General features: G+C 73.0%; 15 protein-coding genes. 10 read left to right on the plus strand and 5 right to left on the minus strand.

What is annotated here, in order from left to right; translation table 11 throughout:
- The first annotated feature begins 112 nt into the window (after nt 1-112).
- Entirely contained in the window at nt 113-1,240 is a 1,128-nt protein-coding gene (locus E1293_RS17480; RefSeq protein WP_132198471.1) for a glycosyltransferase family 4 protein, read from the plus strand.
- A 4-nt stretch (nt 1,241-1,244) separates the two neighbouring features.
- Here E1293_RS17480 and E1293_RS17485 read toward each other — a convergent pair whose 3' ends face one another.
- Nucleotides 1,245-3,242 (minus strand): outer membrane protein assembly factor BamB family protein, encoded by a 1,998-nt coding sequence (locus E1293_RS17485; RefSeq protein ID WP_132198472.1) that lies wholly within the window; start codon nt 3,240-3,242, stop codon nt 1,245-1,247.
- A gap of 90 nt (nt 3,243-3,332) precedes the next feature.
- Here E1293_RS17485 and E1293_RS17490 point away from each other — a divergent pair, with 90 nt between their 5' ends.
- From E1293_RS17490 to E1293_RS17515, 6 genes are all read left to right on the plus strand, one after another.
- Nucleotides 3,333-3,929: an HD domain-containing protein gene (locus tag E1293_RS17490; RefSeq protein ID WP_132198473.1), complete on the plus strand. Its 597-nt coding sequence runs from the start codon at nt 3,333-3,335 to the stop codon at nt 3,927-3,929.
- A gap of 33 nt (nt 3,930-3,962) precedes the next feature.
- Nucleotides 3,963-4,460, plus strand: a complete 498-nt coding sequence (locus E1293_RS17495; protein WP_132198474.1) for an SRPBCC family protein — start codon at nt 3,963-3,965, stop codon at nt 4,458-4,460.
- A gap of 46 nt (nt 4,461-4,506) precedes the next feature.
- Nucleotides 4,507-5,244 (plus strand): acetoacetate decarboxylase family protein, encoded by a 738-nt coding sequence (locus tag E1293_RS17500; RefSeq protein WP_243716289.1) that lies wholly within the window; start codon nt 4,507-4,509, stop codon nt 5,242-5,244.
- Nucleotides 5,241-5,855: an SDR family NAD(P)-dependent oxidoreductase gene (locus E1293_RS17505; RefSeq protein ID WP_132198475.1), complete on the plus strand. Its 615-nt coding sequence runs from the start codon at nt 5,241-5,243 to the stop codon at nt 5,853-5,855. Before E1293_RS17500 ends, E1293_RS17505 begins: the two co-directional genes overlap by 4 nt.
- Before the next feature lie 91 nt (nt 5,856-5,946).
- Entirely contained in the window at nt 5,947-8,454 is a 2,508-nt protein-coding gene (locus E1293_RS17510; RefSeq protein WP_132198476.1) for a HelD family protein, read from the plus strand.
- An 87-nt stretch (nt 8,455-8,541) separates the two neighbouring features.
- Nucleotides 8,542-9,180: a TetR/AcrR family transcriptional regulator gene (locus tag E1293_RS17515; protein WP_132198477.1), complete on the plus strand. Its 639-nt coding sequence runs from the start codon at nt 8,542-8,544 to the stop codon at nt 9,178-9,180.
- Here the strand turns inward: E1293_RS17515 and E1293_RS17520 are convergent.
- Genes E1293_RS17520 through E1293_RS17535 form a run of 4 tightly spaced genes read right to left on the minus strand, consistent with a single transcriptional unit; the run spans nt 9,177 to nt 12,734 of the window.
- Entirely contained in the window at nt 9,177-10,031 is an 855-nt protein-coding gene (locus E1293_RS17520) for a glycosyltransferase family 2 protein (RefSeq protein WP_243716291.1), read from the minus strand. The two genes, E1293_RS17515 and E1293_RS17520, sit on opposite strands and share 4 nt — an antisense overlap.
- Nucleotides 10,032-10,054: 23 nt before the next feature.
- On the minus strand, nt 10,055-10,921 hold the full coding sequence (locus E1293_RS17525; RefSeq protein WP_132198479.1) for a CDP-alcohol phosphatidyltransferase family protein: 867 nt from the start codon (nt 10,919-10,921) through the stop codon (nt 10,055-10,057).
- Nucleotides 10,899-11,972 (minus strand): iron-containing alcohol dehydrogenase family protein, encoded by a 1,074-nt coding sequence (locus E1293_RS17530; protein WP_132198480.1) that lies wholly within the window; start codon nt 11,970-11,972, stop codon nt 10,899-10,901. Before E1293_RS17530 ends, E1293_RS17525 begins: the two co-directional genes overlap by 23 nt.
- A gap of 30 nt (nt 11,973-12,002) precedes the next feature.
- Nucleotides 12,003-12,734 (minus strand): phosphocholine cytidylyltransferase family protein, encoded by a 732-nt coding sequence (locus E1293_RS17535; RefSeq protein WP_132198481.1) that lies wholly within the window; start codon nt 12,732-12,734, stop codon nt 12,003-12,005.
- A 474-nt stretch (nt 12,735-13,208) separates the two neighbouring features.
- Between E1293_RS17535 and ispD the strand changes: the two genes are divergently transcribed.
- The 3 genes from ispD to E1293_RS17550 all read left to right on the plus strand — a co-directional run bounded on the left by ispD (nt 13,209) and on the right by E1293_RS17550 (nt 15,984).
- The gene (gene ispD, locus E1293_RS17540; protein WP_132198482.1) at nt 13,209-13,910 is read left to right on the plus strand and encodes a 2-C-methyl-D-erythritol 4-phosphate cytidylyltransferase; all 702 of its coding nucleotides are present in this window, start codon (nt 13,209-13,211) and stop codon (nt 13,908-13,910) included.
- 81 nt (nt 13,911-13,991) lie between these two features.
- Entirely contained in the window at nt 13,992-15,116 is a 1,125-nt protein-coding gene (locus E1293_RS17545; RefSeq protein ID WP_424923641.1) for an RNA-guided endonuclease InsQ/TnpB family protein, read from the plus strand.
- An 88-nt stretch (nt 15,117-15,204) separates the two neighbouring features.
- Nucleotides 15,205-15,984 carry a glycerophosphodiester phosphodiesterase gene (locus E1293_RS17550; RefSeq protein WP_132198484.1) on the plus strand — a complete coding sequence of 260 codons (780 nt, stop codon included), beginning with the start codon at nt 15,205-15,207 and terminating at the stop codon, nt 15,982-15,984.
- Nucleotides 15,985-16,115: the final 131 nt, after the last annotated feature.

Genomic DNA, 16,115 nt, shown 5'->3' on the forward strand with positions numbered 1-16,115 from the left:
GGGTCGCCTGGGAGCGGTCATGTCGCGGACGGCGGGAATTCATCTGGTTTTTCCCTTGGCAGCCGAGACTTAGCCGTAAAGGACGAACCGACGGTAATGCGGAGTGAGTGTTATGCGGGTCTGTGTCTGCACGGTGGTGCACCATCCCGAGGACGCGCGCATTCTGCACCGGCAGATACGCGCACTGCTCGACGCCGGTCATGAAGTCACCTATATCGCCCCATTTCGGGCGTGCAATGCGACCCCGTGGCGGCGGATCAGCCCGGTGGACGTGCCGCGCGCCACGGGACGGCGCCGGTGGCGGGCACTGCGGGCCGCCCATCGGGCCCTCGCCGAGCACGCCGCCTACGCCGACCTGATCCTGCTGCACGATCCCGAGCTGCTGGTGTCCCTGCCCCGCGAGGTCCGGGAGCGGACGGTCGTCTGGGACGTCCACGAGGACACCGCCGCCGCGCTCTCCGCCAAGGGCTGGGTGCCGGGCCCGGCGCGGCCCATGCTGCGCCCGGCCGTGCACCGGCTGGAGCGGCGCAGCGAGCGGCGGCACCGGCTGCTGCTCGCCGAGGAGGGCTACCGGTCCCGGTTCCGCGGCGACCACCCGGTCGTGCCCAACACGACCTACGTGTCCGACCTGCCGCCCGGCCCGCCGGACGGCCGCCGCGCCGTCTACGTCGGGCAGCTGTCCCGGGCCCGCGGCGCCCTCGACATGATCGAGATGGCCCGGACGCTGGCCGCCGCGGGCGTCCTGGTGGAGCTGATCGGCGCGGCCGACGGGGACATCAAGGAGCAGCTGCGGGCCGCGCAGCGCGAGGGGGTCGTGCGCTGGTACGGGTTCGTCCCGAACGACCGGGCGCTGCGCATCGCCGAGGGCGCCATGGCGGGGCTGGCGCTGCTGCACGACGAGCCGAACTACCGGCACTCGATGCCGACCAAGGTCGTCGAGTACATGGCCCGCGGCGTGCCGGTGATCAGCACCCCGAACCCGCCGGCCGTGGACATCATCGAGCCCACGGGATGCGGGCTGATCGTGCCGTTCGGCGACCCGGAGGCCGCCGCGAAGGCCGTCCTGCAACTGCGCGACGATCCCGAACTCCGCGTCGACCTCGGCAAACGCGGCTACGAGGCCGCCCGCGAGCGATTCCACTGGCCCGTCCACGCCGAGCACTTCGTCGCCCAGCTGGAGGCGTGGGCGGGCCGCTCCCCCAGCTTCGTCCCGGAAGCGGAGCCCGTTCCCGAGTTCTGACGCCTCACGAGGGGTTGTGCAGGCGGTACGCGACGGACCGGGCGAGCCGGGCGGCGGCGCCCGGCGGACGGCTCGCCTCGACGACCACGACGTACCGGCCCACCCGCAGGGCGATCATCCCGGCGGTCGGGCCGATCTCGTACGCCTCGTCCGCGCCGATGTCGTGCCGGCGGCGGGCCTGCGCCTGGGTGGCCTGCAAGGCGTCCAGCATCCGCGACGCCTCCGGGTCGCTCTCGGCCACCCAGCGGACGCTCACCGTCAGGCCGCGCACGGTCAGGTCCGGTTCACCGTCCTCCTCCGAACCCTTCGACGGACTCTCCGACGGGCTCTTGGACGGGCTCTTGGACGAGCTCTTGGACGAGCTCTTGGACGGGCTCTCCGACGGGCCGGGGGCGACGGAGCCCGTCGTGCTCGGCTCCGGTCCGGGCGACTCCCGCTTCTCGTGCGGGTCCTTCTTGCGCGGCTTCTTCCGCGGCGGCTCGTAGGTGCAGGACACCGGGCGCGGCAGCGACACGCTCCCGGCCGACGCGCCGCTCGGCTCGGCGACGTAGTCGGTCATGCGCGCCGCGGCCAGATCTGGCTTGGTGAGCAGGGCGCACGCGTCCGGCCAGGCCGCCTCCGGCACGCCGCCGAGCTCGGCCGGGCCGGTGCCGGTGAGCCCGCCGCGCAGCACGACCAGCCGCGCCGCGCCGTCCGGGCGGGGCGCCGCCTGCGGGACGGCCGCGTACAGCAGCCCGCCCGCCGCCGCCAGCCACGGCCGGACGCCGCTCAGGTCCGGGTCCATCGAGAACGGCGCGGGCGCGGTCGTGGTGTGCCCGTCGGCGGGCTCGACGATGTCGACGCCCGCGGGCAGCAGCCGCTCCGACAGCCGGGGGCGCAGCGCGAAGACCTTCCCGCCGGCCTGCGCGAGCGCCGCGTACGCGGGGACGTCGCGCCGCCACTCGACCCGCCCGGACGGGACGTTCACCGCCTCCATGCGGGTGTCGCCCGAGTCGGCCCCGTCCGGGTGGTAGACGACCACGAGCCGGTCGCGCGCGAGGACGCCCGGGCACATCAGGTCGCCGCACACCCCGTCGCCGTTCCAGACGCCGAACTGGCGGCCGTCCCCGTCGAACGCGCGCAGGGCCGTCCCGTCGGAGGCGAGCGTCACCCCGTCCAGCATCGACACCTCGGGCGACTCGCGGGACCCGAGCCGCCGGTCCCAGCGGACGACGCCCTTGGCCGGGTCGACGGCCAGCAGCCGGCTGCGGTGCCTGCCCTCCTGCCGGCAGTCGAGGCCCAGCGCGGCGAGCGCCTCCCTGCCGTCGGACGGGTGCGCGCCGCTCTCGAACAGGCGGCAGCCGCGCGGCAGCGCCAGCCGCCAGATCCGGTTCCCGGTCACGGCCGAGACGCCGTACAGGGTCCGGCGCTTGTCGTCGGTGGTGAGCAGGACGTCCGAACCGGCGGGCCAGCGCAGCGTCGTCCGGGAGACCGCGGCGGGGAGCTCGCCCTCGCGCCGCCACAGCAGCCCGCCCGACAGCGCGTCGAACGCGACGAGCACCCGGTCGGCGCGGTCGCCGTCCCGCTCGAAGTAGGCGGCCAGCCTGGAGCGGGTCGACGTCCAGCCGAGCAGCGTCCAGCCGGAGCGGCGGTAGCTCCAGCGGCCCTTGCCGGTGCGGGCGTCGCGCACCTCGATGCCGCGCCCGGACGCCGTGACGACCTGCCCCTGCGCGACCTGGTAGGCGACGCCGTCGTAGCCCGCGACGGAACCGTGGTGCGTCTGCGTCGTGTGCTCCCAGCTGACCGCGAGCGGGCCCGGCGGCGGCCCCATCTCGCTCTGCGGCGTGACGGGCGCGCCGGTCACGGTGTGCCGCACCTGCCACCATTCGGCGCGCAGGACGTACTTGTCGACGAGGACGACGCACAGTGTCACGGCGACCGCCGCCGAGGCCAGCCCGAGCGCGACGCGGACCCTGCCCACGGTCTCCGGCCGGCCGTCAGGCCGCTGCCGGCTCCCGACCACGACTGCGCCGCCTCCTCCCACGTACCGTAGGACTCCACCATGCCTTGTGCGGGGCTCCCGCGCGACACGGCCGGGAAGAACGGAGTGACCGTGGAGGTCTTCACCCGCTGGCACACGTGGGACACGGCCCGCGCCGGGATCGTCGCGTCGGGCGCGCCGATCGACCTGGACGCGCTGGGCAAGGCCGTCGCCGCCGCTCAGCGGTGGCACGGCGGCCAGGAGCGTCCGACCGGCGCGCCCTACGTCGAGCACCTGCTGGAGGCCCTCGAAGTCCTGGTGCGCGGAGCCGATGTGACGGTGCCGGCCGTCCTGTACGCCGCGGTTCTGCACGACGTCGTCGAGGACACGTCCGCCACGCTCAGCGACGTGGAGGACGAGTTCGGCCCGGAAGTGACCGAATTGGTCGACTGGGTCACCAAACCGCCCGCCGTCGGCACCGGGCGGCAGGCCAAACGCGCCGCCAAGTCGGCCTACCTGCGCCGCCTGCGCGACGCCCCGCGCGAGGCGATCCTGGTCAAGCTCGCCGACCGCGTCAGCAACGTCCAGACGCTGGACAGGATGCCGCCGGACTTCCAGCGCCGCTACTACGCCGAGACCCTGACCTACATCGTTCCGCTCGCCGAGCCCGAGCCCTGGTTCCAGGACTGGTACGCGTCCTGGCGGAGGCACTTCGCCCACCTCCAGTGACCAGATGGTCATGGAGTGGGAGGATGCGGAGTCATGGAGCGCGAGTGGGTCGTTGAGGAGAGCGTGGTCGTCGCGGCGGAGCCGCGGGCCGTCTACGCGGCGGTCGCGGATCTGCGGCGGATGGGCGAGTGGAGCCCCGAGGTGTTCTACATCTGGGTGCGCGGCCGGGCGATCGCGCCCGGGACGAAGTTCGTCGGGTTCAACCGGATCGCCTGGCGTGTGTGGTTCACCACATGCCAGGTGACGGCGGCGGTGCCGGGCCAGGCGTTCGCGTTCCGCGTGTCGACCTTCGGGATGCCGGTGGCGCTGTGGGGCTACCGCATCGAGGACGTCTCGGACGACCCGTCCGCGCCCCGGACCCGGCTCACCGAGTACTGGGAGGACCAGCGCCGCGACAACCGGGGCGCCGCGTTCGCCTCGCTGCTCGGCAAGGTGTTCACCGGCGTCCCGGCGGAGCGCCGCGCCGAACTCAACCGCAAGGGCATGCGCGCCACCATCGACCGGATCCGGACGGCCGCCGAGTCGGCGTGACCGGGCGCCCTTGGCAGCAAAACGAGAACCTGTTCTACTAAGCGGTGTGACAAGCACCGTGCAAGCGCATGCCATCCAGGGCGAGCGGGTCACCCTCCCGGTACGGATCCGCGACGCCGCCGTGGGGTCGGCGATGTTCGCCGTGCCCGCCGGCGCCGCCCAGGCCGTCATCGGCTACTCCGGGCTGGAGGTCGCCGAGCCGCTGCCCGGCAGGGCCGTCTGCTCGCTGGCGTTCGTCCGGTACGCCGACGGGGACCTCGGGCCGTACCACGAGTTCGCCGTCGCGTTCCTGGTGCGCCCGCCCGGCGAGCCGCCGTCCCCGGGGATCCGCGGACGCCTGCGCGGGGTCGGCGCGTTCATCCACTGGCTGCCGGTCAACCAGGAGTTCACCCTGGAGGCCGGGCGGACCATCTGGGGCTTCCCCAAGGAGATCGCCGACATCCCAATGGACCTCACCGGGCGCGTGCAGCGGTGCGCGGTGCGGTTCGGCGGCCGGACGGCGATCGAGGTGGCGGTCAAGCCCGGCGTTCCGATGCCGAGCGGCGCCGGCGCCCCGAGCGTCGACGCCTACTCGTGCCTGGACGGCGTGACCCGCCGGACGCCGTGGACGCTCACGCCGTCCGAGGTGCGGACCCGTCCGGGCGGGGCGAAGGTCGTCCTCGGCGACCACCCCGTGGCCGAGGAGCTGCGCGGGCTGGGCCTCGACCGGGCACGGGCCCTGACCACCAGCACGGTCGGGCATCTGCAGATGGTCTTCGAGGGCGCCGAGGAGGTGCGCGCGTGAGGCGGACGGCACTGGTCACCGGCGCGGCGCACGGGCTCGGCGCGATGGCGGCGCGGCGGCTCGCCGCGGCGGCCTGGGACGTCGTCGCGGTGGACGTGGACGAGGTCGGCCTCGCCAAGACCTCGCTGCGCTCCCCGAACATGCACGTGCGGGCGTGCGACGTCGCCGATGGCGGCGCCGTGGCCGAGGTGCTGGCGATGACGGGCCCGGTGCACCGGGTCGTCCACGCCGCCGCCATCGCGCCCGCGGGGCCGGTGCTGGAACAGGCCGCCGGCGAAATAGAACACGTTCTCCGAACGAACGTCATCGGCGCGATTCACGTCGTCCAGGCGACGCTGCCGGGGATGCTGGAGCGCGGCGCGGGCGAGCTGTTCCTCTGCCCGGGCGCGGCGGGCCCCTCGGCGGCCGCCGTGGCCGCCTACACCGACGCGCTCTGGGCCGAGCAGGGCGACCGGGGCGTGCTGCTGCGCTGCGTGCGGCCGGACGACGGGACACCGCACCGGCTCGTCCTCGACGCGATGGACCGCTCGCTCGCCCGTCCCGCCGCGCACGTCCACGTGCGGGCCCGGCCGACCCGCCGCCCACCTGCCATGATCTTCGCTCCACGATGAACTCCGGCGGGACCGAATAAGCTGTCTCCTTCGCCCTTTCGGGGCGCCGGGGGAGGTCCCCGGCGTGACTCACGTGCGAGGAGCAGCCTGCATGTCGTCCCAGGTCAACGGGCGGCCGACCGAGTCCGGCGGCACGGTGAAGGACCAGGAGATCGCCGCCGAGCAGCGCTACGTCGACATCGCCTACCAGCGGCTGGAGGAGATGCGCGCGGACGCCCAGGCCATGATCCGCGAAGGCTACCGGCAGTCGCTCGCCGGAACCAAGGGCTCGCTCGTGGACCGGGACGCGATGGTCCACCAGGCGTCTTTGCGCGTCCAGGCGCTGGACATCGCCGACGACGGCCTGGTCTTCGGCCGGCTCGACCTGACCTCCGAAGAGGTCCGCTACATCGGCCGCATCGGCGTCCGCACCAGCGAGCACGACTCCCTCGTCATCGACTGGCGGGCGCCCGCCGCCGAGGACTTCTACCGCGCCACCCCCGAGGACCCGCGCGGCGTCGTCCGCCGCCGCGTCCTGCACTCGCGCGGCCACACGGTCGTCGACCTTGAGGACGACCTCCTCGACCCGGAGGCGGCGGACGGCATGACGGTCGTCGGCGACGGCGCGTTCCTCGCCTCGCTCGCCCGCACCCGCGAGGGCGCGATGCGCGACATCGTCGCGACGATCCAGCGGGAGCAGGACGAGGTCATCCGCGCCCCCGCCGACGGGACGGTCCTGGTCCGCGGCGCCCCCGGCACCGGCAAGACCGCCGTCGCGCTGCACCGCGTCGCCTACCTGCTGTTCCGGCACCGCCGCCGGTTCGGGTCGCGCGGTGTGCTGGTGATCGGCCCGAACCGCCGGTTCACCGCCTACATCGAGCGGGTGCTGCCGTCCCTCGGCGAGGGCTCGGCGACGCTGCGCTCGCTCGGCGACCTCGTCGACGGCGGCACCGCGACCGTCCACGACGCGCCGCGTGTGGCCCGCGTCAAGGGCGCGGACACGATGGCGGCGATCCTGCGCCGCGCCGTGGCCGACCACGCGCCCGGTGCCCCCGGAGAACTGCGCGTCGTGTTCAAGGGCATCGTCGTCGCCCTCGACCGCGACCGCATCGACCGGATCCGCAACGAGGTCCACCGGCGCAGCCGCGGCAGCGTGAACACCGCCCGCGGGCGGGCGGCCGAAATGCTCCTGGACGCCCTCTGGGCCCGCTTCAACGACCTCGGCGGCCCGGAGGCGGCCGAGGCCGAGGAGGGCGCCGAAGCGGGGCTGTGGAACGCGATCCTGGCCGCCGACGGCCTCGCCTCCCTCGACGAGGAACCGGCCCGCGCGAGCCAGAACGGGGACGGCGACCCGAAGCGCACCCAGTTCGAGACGCGGGTCCGCGAGCAGCGCGCGTTCACCGACTTCCTCGTCGCCTGGTGGCCGATCCGCCGCCCGCTGGACGTGCTGCGCTCGCTCGGCGACCCGTCGCGGCTGCGCCGCGCCGCCGGACGCGACCTCGACCGCGACGACATCGAGCCGCTCGCGGCGTCCTGGACCGGGGAGGACGCGCCGCTCAGCTACCAGGACGTCGCCCTCCTGGACGAGCTCGACGCGCTGCTCGGCTCGCCGCCCCGCCCGTCGCGCCGCCGCAAGGCCCCGTCCGAGGACGACCCGTTCGTCGTCGACGGCGTCAACATCCTCACCGGGGAGGAGGTCGTGGACGACACCTGGGAGCCGGAGATGCAGGAGCTGACGACGTCCATCGAGCGCCTCGAACGGTCCCGCCGGGTGGACGACGGCGTGGTGGAGGAGCGTCCCGAGTACGCGCACATCGTCGTCGACGAGGCGCAGGACCTCTCCCCCATGCAGTGGCGCATGCTCGGCCGCCGCGGCCGCCAGGCCAGCTGGACGATCGTCGAGGACCCGGCCCAGAGCGCGTGGGAGGACCTCGACGCCGCCCGCCAGGCCATGGAGGCCGCGCTCGGCGGCGAGCGTCCCTCCCGGGGCCGCCGCCGCACCCGCAAGCCGGCGCCTCGCACGCGGCACGAGTACGAACTGACGACGAACTACCGCAACTCGACCGAGATCGCCGCCGTGTCCGCCCGCGTGCTGGCCCGCGCCCTCCCGGAGGCCAGCCCGGCCCGCGCCGTCCGGACGTCCGGCATCGACCCGATCGTTCATGTCGTCCCCCAACCTGACCTGGCCTCCGCCGCCCGCGCGGCGGCAGAAGAACTCCTCACTCAGGTAGAGGGCACGATCGGCGTAATCGTTCCACTCCCTTTGACGGAACGTGTCCACCCGGACACACCGGCCACAGCGGGCACGGCGGGCACGGCGGGCACGGCGCCGCCCACGTCCGGTCCGGAAGGCACTCCGAAGCCCGGCCATGCCGTCGCGTGGACTGAAAGTGATCTTGAGCGGCTGGGTGCGGGGTTGCCGGAGCGGGTGCAGGTGCTGGACGTCCTGGAGGCGAAGGGCCTGGAGTTCGACGCCGCCGTGATCGTGGCGCCCGAGACCGTCGCCGCGCAGTCGCCGCGCGGGCTGCGGGTCCTGTACGTCGCCGTCTCGCGAGCGACGCAGCGGCTGACCGTCCTCACCGCCGACCCGGACTGGCGCGCCGCGCTCCTCGGCACCTGACCCCGGCGGCGCGTCCAAGCGGGGAGAAGGCCCGGCGTGCGGGAGTTAGGCTGACGCTGCCCCATTCGCACGGGTGGACGGAGATCAATGAGCGGCCGCAATCCCGCGCCCCGGCGCAGCTACGGAGGCCGGTCCGCCGAGGAGCGACGGGCTGAGCGGCGCGAACGCCTGCTGGCGGCGGGCCTCGAACTGTTCGGGACGCGCGGCTACGCGGCGACGTCCATCGAGCGGCTGTGCGCGACGGCGAGCGTGTCGACCCGCAACTTCTACGAGGAGTTCTCCGGGCGCGAGGAACTGCTCACCACGCTGCACCAGCACATCAACACGCGCGCCTCCGCCGCCATGACCGCCGCGTACGCCGACGCGGCGGACGGCGGCCTGCGCACCCGCGTGGAGGCCGCCGTGCGCGCGTTCGTCTCCATCACGGCGAGCGACCCGCGCTGGGCCCGCATCGCGTTCGTCGAGGTCATCGGCGTCAGCGCCGTTCTGGAGCAGCACCGCTTCCGCTGGCGCGCCCGGTGGGAGGAGACGATGACCGCGATGGCCCGCGAGGCCGTCGCCCGCGGCGAGGCCCTCGACCGCGACTACCGCCTTACGATGATCGCCATCATCGGCGCGGTGAACAACCTCGTCCACCACTGGTCGGCCCGCGACCAGGACGTCCCCCTCGACGACATCACCGCCGAGCTGACCCATCTGATCCTGGCGGCGATCACGACCCCCTAGATGATGGGGGGACGGCCCGTCCGGGTCATGCGCCAGGCGGTGCGGTAGGAGATGGGGCGGCGGGGGCCCGCGGGTTTGCGCCAGCCCTCCGCGAAGCCCTTGAACCACGGCTTGAGGGCGCTCGGCTTGCGTTCGCGGAGGACGGTCATGCCGATCCACACCGCGAGGTAGGTGAGGGCCAGCGGCCACGGGAGGTTGCGGCGGGCCAGCCAGACGCGGTTGCGGGCGTTGTAGCGGTAGAACATGCCGTGCCGCGTCGGCAGGACGGCGGGGTGGAACATGACCGCCGAGGCGTCGTAGACGATGCGGTACCCGGCGTTGAGGATCTGCCAGGCGAGGTCGGTCTCCTCGTGGGCGTAGAAGAAGTCCTCGGGGAGGCCGCCGCCGGCGTCGAACGCGGCGCGGCGGACCGCGCAGGCGCCGCCGAGGAACGTCGTGGCGGCGGACGAGCGCTCCGGGTCGCCGGCGCGCAGCCGGGGGACGTGCCGGCGTTCACCGCGGCCGCCCTCGGGGTCGCGGACGCGGAACGAGACGACGCCGAGGTCGGGTTCGGCGGAGAACCGGTCGCGCAGGTAGGTGCCGAGGCGGGTGGAGCGGTACCAGCCGTCGTCGTCCAGGAACAGGATGACGTCACCGCAGGACGCCTCCACGCCCCGGTTCCGTCCGCCCGGGATGCCGAGGTTGTCGGGGAGGCTGAGGGTCTTGACGCGCTCGTCGTCGAACGGCGCCGCGCCCGCCTGGTCGCCGACGGGGTCGGTGCCGTTGCCGACGAGGACGACCTCGACGTCCACGTGCTCCTGGTCCAGGGCGCTGCGAACGGCGCGGGCCAGCTCCGCCGGCCTGTTCCCCATCGTGAGGACGACCACGGACAGTTTCACTTCAGCCTCCGGGAGGCCAGGATGCTGACCAGGTGAAGCAGGGTCTGGACGACGGCGACGACGGCCACCGCCGCCATCAGCACGCGCACCGCGACCGGGTCGCCGGCGCCGGTCACCGCGTCGATCACGGCGGCGGCGAGGATCAGCAGCGACAGCTCGACCGCGCCGATGATCCGGTGGAAGCGCAGCATGGAGGCCGCCTGCCGGGCCAGCGCGATGCCGGTGGAGCGGGGGCGCAGCGCGCGGTCGCCGCCGGACGGGTCGGCGGTCAGCCCCGACTTGGCGCGGGCCACGACGACGTTGTCGGTCTCCGCCTTGATCAGCGCGGCGCCGAGCGCGGCGACGAGGCCGAGCTCGGCCCAGCCGCCGTTCTGCCAGCCGCCCTGCGCCATGAAGCCGAGCCCGATGAGCAGCGACACCTCGGACAGGTAGTGGCCGATCCGGTCGAGGAACACCCCGGCGACCGACGTCTGCCGCAGGTAGCGGGCGACCTCGCCGTCCACGCAGTCGAGCAGCAGGTAGACCTGGATGAGGAAGGCGCCGCCGAGGGCCGTCCACAGGGGGTCCGCGGGCAGCGACACGACGACGCCGGCGGCGACGCCGGACGCCATCATCAGGTAGGTGAGCTGGTTGGGGCTGAACCCGAGGCGCAGCGCGATCCACCCGAAGAACGGGGACAGGTCGCGCATGTAGAGGCGCCCGGCCCAGTGCTCCTCGTTCCGCCGGTCCTTCAGGCCGGGCGGCTGCCCGTACCGGCGGATGTCGGCGACACTGGCGCCCTTGCGGTGCGGCCTGTGGTCGTCGCCGGGGGGCTCTTGGGGGTGCTCGTGCCCGGGCAGCTCAGCCTCCGTGGGCCTGGACATACTCTTCCACCGCCTTGCGGGTCTCGCCCTCGTCGAGGCTGAGGTGTTCCAAGATCGTATAGCGGCCGGGCCGGGTCCGCGGGGCGTATGCCACGGCCGCGGCGAACTGTTCGGGGGTCAGCCCGACGTCGGCGGGGACGCGGGGCAGCCCGTGCCGGCCGAGGCAGGCGAGGATCTCCGCCAGCCGGTCCGCGCCGGCGCCGAGCCGGGTGGCGCGCAGGTGGTAGCAGAACGCGGCGCCGAGCCCGGCCAGCTCGCCGTGGTTGGCGGTGTCCGGGAACAGGTGGTCGATGGCGTGCAGGATCTCGTGGTCGCCGCCGCTCGCCGGGCGCGAGTCGCCGGCGAACGCCATCGCCATCCCCGACAGCACGAGCGCCTCCGCGAGGACGGTCAGGAACCGGTCGGAGTCGATCGAGCCGGGCTGGTGCACCAGCGCCTCGGCGGCGGTGCGGGCCACGGTGAGGGCCAGCCGGTCGACGCGCTCGCCGCAGTCCTCGGCCGCGAGCAGCCAGTCGTCCACGGCGGAGAAGTTGCTGACCACGTCGCCGATCCCGGCGCGGACGAGCCGGTCGGGCGCGGCGTGCACGTAGTCGAGGTCGACGACCATCGCCAGCGGCATCACGACGCCGAACGAGCCCTTGCCCTTGTCGTGGACGAGGGACGCGACCGGCGAGCAGATCCCGTCGTGCGACAGGTTCGTGGCGACCGACACCATCGGGATGCCCGACAGCGTCGCCGCGTACTTGGCGGCGTCGATCGTCCGGCCGCCGCCGATGCCGACGACCGCCTCGTACGACCCGGCGCGCAGCTTGGACCCCAGGTCGACGGCCGCGTCCACGGTGCCGCCCGCGACCTGGAACACCTCGCAGGCGTCCAGGGACGCCTTGACCTGCTCGGCGATCTGGTCGCCCTGGCCGGGGCCGACCGCGACCGCGACGCGCCCCTCGGTGGCGATCCGCTTGTCGGCGAGCAGCTCGCCGAGACCCGCGACAGCGCCGCGCCGCACATCGATGGAGAGCGGCGCGTTCAGCATCCGCGTCAGCAGGGGCATGGGCCTCCTCGCGTCGTGCCGTGCGTGCGGTCAGTAGCCCTTGGCGATCCGGCGGGCCTTCTCCAGGTCCTCGTGGTTGTCGACCTCCACCCAGGCGACGTCGCCGATCGGTGCGACCCCGATGCGGCCGCCCCGGTTGACGAGCTCCTGGTAGCCGTCCTCGTAGTACAGGTCGGGGTCGCGCTCCCAGGTGGCCTTGAGCGCGTCGGCGAGCGGCTCCGCGGCGGCCGGCTCGATGAGCGTGGCGCCGATGTACTCGCCGTTCGCCGTGGAGGGGTCCATCAGCTTGGTGATGGTCTTCAGGTGGTCCTCGCCGTCGAGGATCACCTTCATCTCCTCGTCGGCGAGAGTTTTCACATCGTCCACCGCCAGGAGGATGTCCGGCCCGCGGTTGGCCAGTAGCGTCTTCTCCACGCTCACCGGATGGACCGTGTCGCCGTTGACCATGAGGACGCCCTTGGAGAAGTGCTCCCGAGCCAGCCACATGGAGTAGGCGTTGTTCCACTCCTCGGCCTTGTCGTTGTGAACCAGCGTGAGGGACACGCCGTACAGCTCCTCAAGGGCGGTTTTACGTTCCTCCACGGCGCCCGCCTGGTAGCCGACGACGATGACGACGTCCGTCAGCCCGACCTCGGCGAGGTTGCGGAGGGCGATGTCGAGGATGGTGGTCTCGCCGTCAACGGGGACCAGGGCCTTGGGGAGGGTGTCGGTGTACGGCCGCAGCCTCCGGCCCGCGCCCGCCGCCAGCACCATGCCGATCATGCTCTTCTCCTCTTTCCCGGTGGGGGCCGCCCCCCACACCCCCGGACAAAAGACTCCGTCAGGTCGACCGTCGCCGCTTCGCGGCCGTTCCACGCCCATGTGGCGACGCTCCCGCCGCCGGACAACACGCCAAGGTAGGCGGCCTGAGCCGCGTACGCGAACGGAGGTGCCCCGGACGGGCCCGCGAACGTGCGGTGTCGCGGTGGCGGGGCGCGAGGACCGTGATCGGCGCGCAGACGAGCGGCGCCGACGGTGCGCGCGCGTCCCCCAACACGGCCTGGCAACCATACTCGATCGCGCGGGCTGTGGGCGGCCGAGCCGGTCCGGGCGGCCCGGGGTCCGGTACGTTGTGCGTGACCGGCCGCTCACGCGCGGGCGCCTGTTCCATCGGCGCCTCCGGAGCCGGTCGGGCGAACACGGGCAGGAGCACAGCGTAGCGGCCCGATGACCGGGCGCCGCGGAGATCGAGGAGAGATGGCGACGCGGACCGTCGCGGTGGTGCTCGCCGGCGGGACCGGCGAGCGCATGGGCGCCGGGCGCCCCAAGCAGCTCATGGACGTCGGCGGCCGGCCGATCCTGGCGCACGCGGTCGGCGCGTTCGACGCCCATCCGGGCATCGGCGAGGTCGTGGTCGTGATGGCGGCCGGGCATCTGCGCGCGGCCGCCGCGATCGCCGCTCCGTTCCGCAAGACGGCCGCCGTGATCGAGGGCGGCGCGACCCGGACCGCGTCGACCGTCGCGGCGCTGCGGGTGCTGGACGAGCATCCCGACGACGTGCGCGTCCTGTTCCACGACGCGGCCCGGCCGTTCGTCGGCCCCCCGGTCATCGACCGCGTGCTGGACGCCCTGGACGGCTGCGAGGCCGTCGCGGTCGGCGTGCCGTCGTCCGACACCATCGTCGTGGTCGAGGACGGCGTGGTCGTGTCCATGCCGCCGCGCGAGACGCTGAGCCGGTTCCAGACCCCGCAGGGCTTCCGGCTCGGCACGATCCGCAAGGCCTACGAGCTGGCGCTCGCCGACCCGGCGCTGCGCGCCACCGACGACTGCGGCATCGTGCACCGCTACCTGCCGGGCGTCCCGATCCGGATCGTCGCGGGCAGCGAGCGCAACCTCAAGGTCACCCAGCCGCTCGACGCCGTCATCGCCGAACATCTCGCCACCGAGGAAGCACCTTGATCTGGTCACTGTGCCCGCGCACCGGCCCCTGAACGAGTGGATGGCCCTGCCTTCTCCCATCTAACATGATCATGCACTACCATGTTAAAGGTGAGCCAGGTGATCAAGCGGGCCTACAGGTACCGCTTCTACCCGACCACCGAACAGGCGGGCCTGCTGAGCCGCACGTTCGGCTGCGTGCGCCTGGTCTGGAACAAGGCGCTGGCCGAACGCACCCGCCGGTACAAGGACGAAGGTGAGCGCACCTCCTACGTGGACACCGCCAAGTGGCTCACTGCCTGGAAGCAGGACGAGGAACTCTCGTTCCTGCGCGAAGTGTCGAACGTGCCGCTCCAGCAGTGTCTGCGCACCCAGCAGGTCGCGTTCAACAACTTCTTCGCCAAACGGGCCCGCTACCCGCGCTTCAAGTCCAAGCGGACGGCACGGAAGTCAGCGACTTTCCAGAACAATGCCTTCACATTCCGCGATGGAGCGTTGAAGCTGGCGAAGACGACCGATCCGCTGAACATCGTGTGGCATCGGCCCTTGCCGCAGGGTGTGGAGCCGTCCACGGTCACCGTGTCTCAGGATGGCGCGGGTCGGTGGTTCGTGTCCCTGCTGGTGGAGGAGACCGTCAAACCACTACCGAGTACCAGGGCCGCGGTGGGGATCGACGCGGGCCTGAACCATTTGGTGACCCTGTCCACTGGGGAGAAGGTCACCAATCCACGGCACGAGCGTGCGGACCGGCGCAGACTGGCCAAGGCGCAAAAGGCGCTGTCCCGCACGGCGAAGGGATCGGCCAACCGGTGCAAGACCCGGCGGCGGGTCGCCAAGATCCACGCCAGGATCGCCGACCGGCGCCGGGATCACCTGCACAAGCTGTCCACGAGGCTGGTACGCGAAAACCAAGCCCTGGCCATCGAGGACCTGACCGTACGTAACATGCTCAAGAACCGCTCCATGGCGCGGGCGATCAGCGATGCGTCGTGGTCGCAGTTGCGCAGCATGCTGGAGTACAAGGCCGGCTGGTACGGGCGAGATCTACTGCTGGTGGACCGATGGTTTCCCTCCTCGAAGCTGTGCTCCACGCCGGGGTGCAGCCATATGAACCAGAAGATGCCGCTGAACGTGCGGTCCTGGACGTGCCCGCAGTGCGGCACGCTGCACGACCGGGACGTGAACGCAGCCAACAATGTGCTCGCCGCCGGGCTGGCGGAGAGGTGAAACGCCTGCGGAGGGCCGGTAAGACCGGCCCCGGAGAATTCCGGGGAGGCACGGCCCGGTGAAACAGGAACCTCAATCCCGCAAGGGAATGAAGCCCCTCCCCGCAAGGAGGGGAGAAGCCACCTTCGAGAACTCTCCCACGATCATCGGGCATCGCGGCTACGGCGCGGGCGATCTCACGCCGCCCGGGGCCGAGCAGGCCGTCGCCGAGAACACGCTGCCCTCGATGCTCGCCGCCGTCGACGCCGGGCTGTCCTGGGTCGAGATCGACGTCACGCGGACCGCCGACGACGACCTCGTCCTGCGGCACGACCCGACGACCGTCGACGGCGACCACCTGGTCGACCTGCCCGCGACCGCGAGCGGGCTGCCCCGCCTCACCGAGATCTTCGACGCGCTGCCCGCGGACGTGGCGGTGGACGTCGACGTGAAGACCGTCCTGGAGGACGCGCTGGACGAGCCGTCCCGCCGCACGGGCGCGCTGCTGCTGCCCGTGCTGAGGCGGGAGGCGGAGCGGCGCCGGCTGCTCGTCACGTCGTTCGACCCGTCGCTGCTGGTGTTCCTGAAGGACGAGCTGCCGGGCGTCCCGCTGGGGCTGCTGACGTGGCTGCGGTTCCCGCTGTGGCACGCCGTCCCGGCGGCGGCGGGCCTCGGCATGGACGTGGTCGCCGTGCACACCGGGTCGTGCGGCATCGAGCATCCCGACACGCGGCTGCGTCCGCTGGAGCACTGCGTGGAAGTCGCCCACAAGGCGGGCCTGGAGACGATCGCCTGGTGCCCGTCCGCGGAGGCGGCGCCGACCTACGCGGCGGCCGGTTTCGACGCGATGGTGGTCAACGACGTCCCCGGCGTACTCGCCGCCGTCTGACGCCCTCGGCCCCGGTCTCTGTTACTTCGGGCGGTTGCCGCCGTACATGCGCGTCCACTCGCCGGGGCCGTCGTCGTCCGATGCGCCGCCCGCGGACGGCTTCTCCCTGGCGGAGGGGGCAGGGGCGGCCG

It is taken from the genome of Actinomadura darangshiensis, from assembly GCF_004349235.1.
GTDB classification, from domain to species: Bacteria; Actinomycetota; Actinomycetes; order Streptosporangiales; family Streptosporangiaceae; genus Spirillospora; species Spirillospora darangshiensis.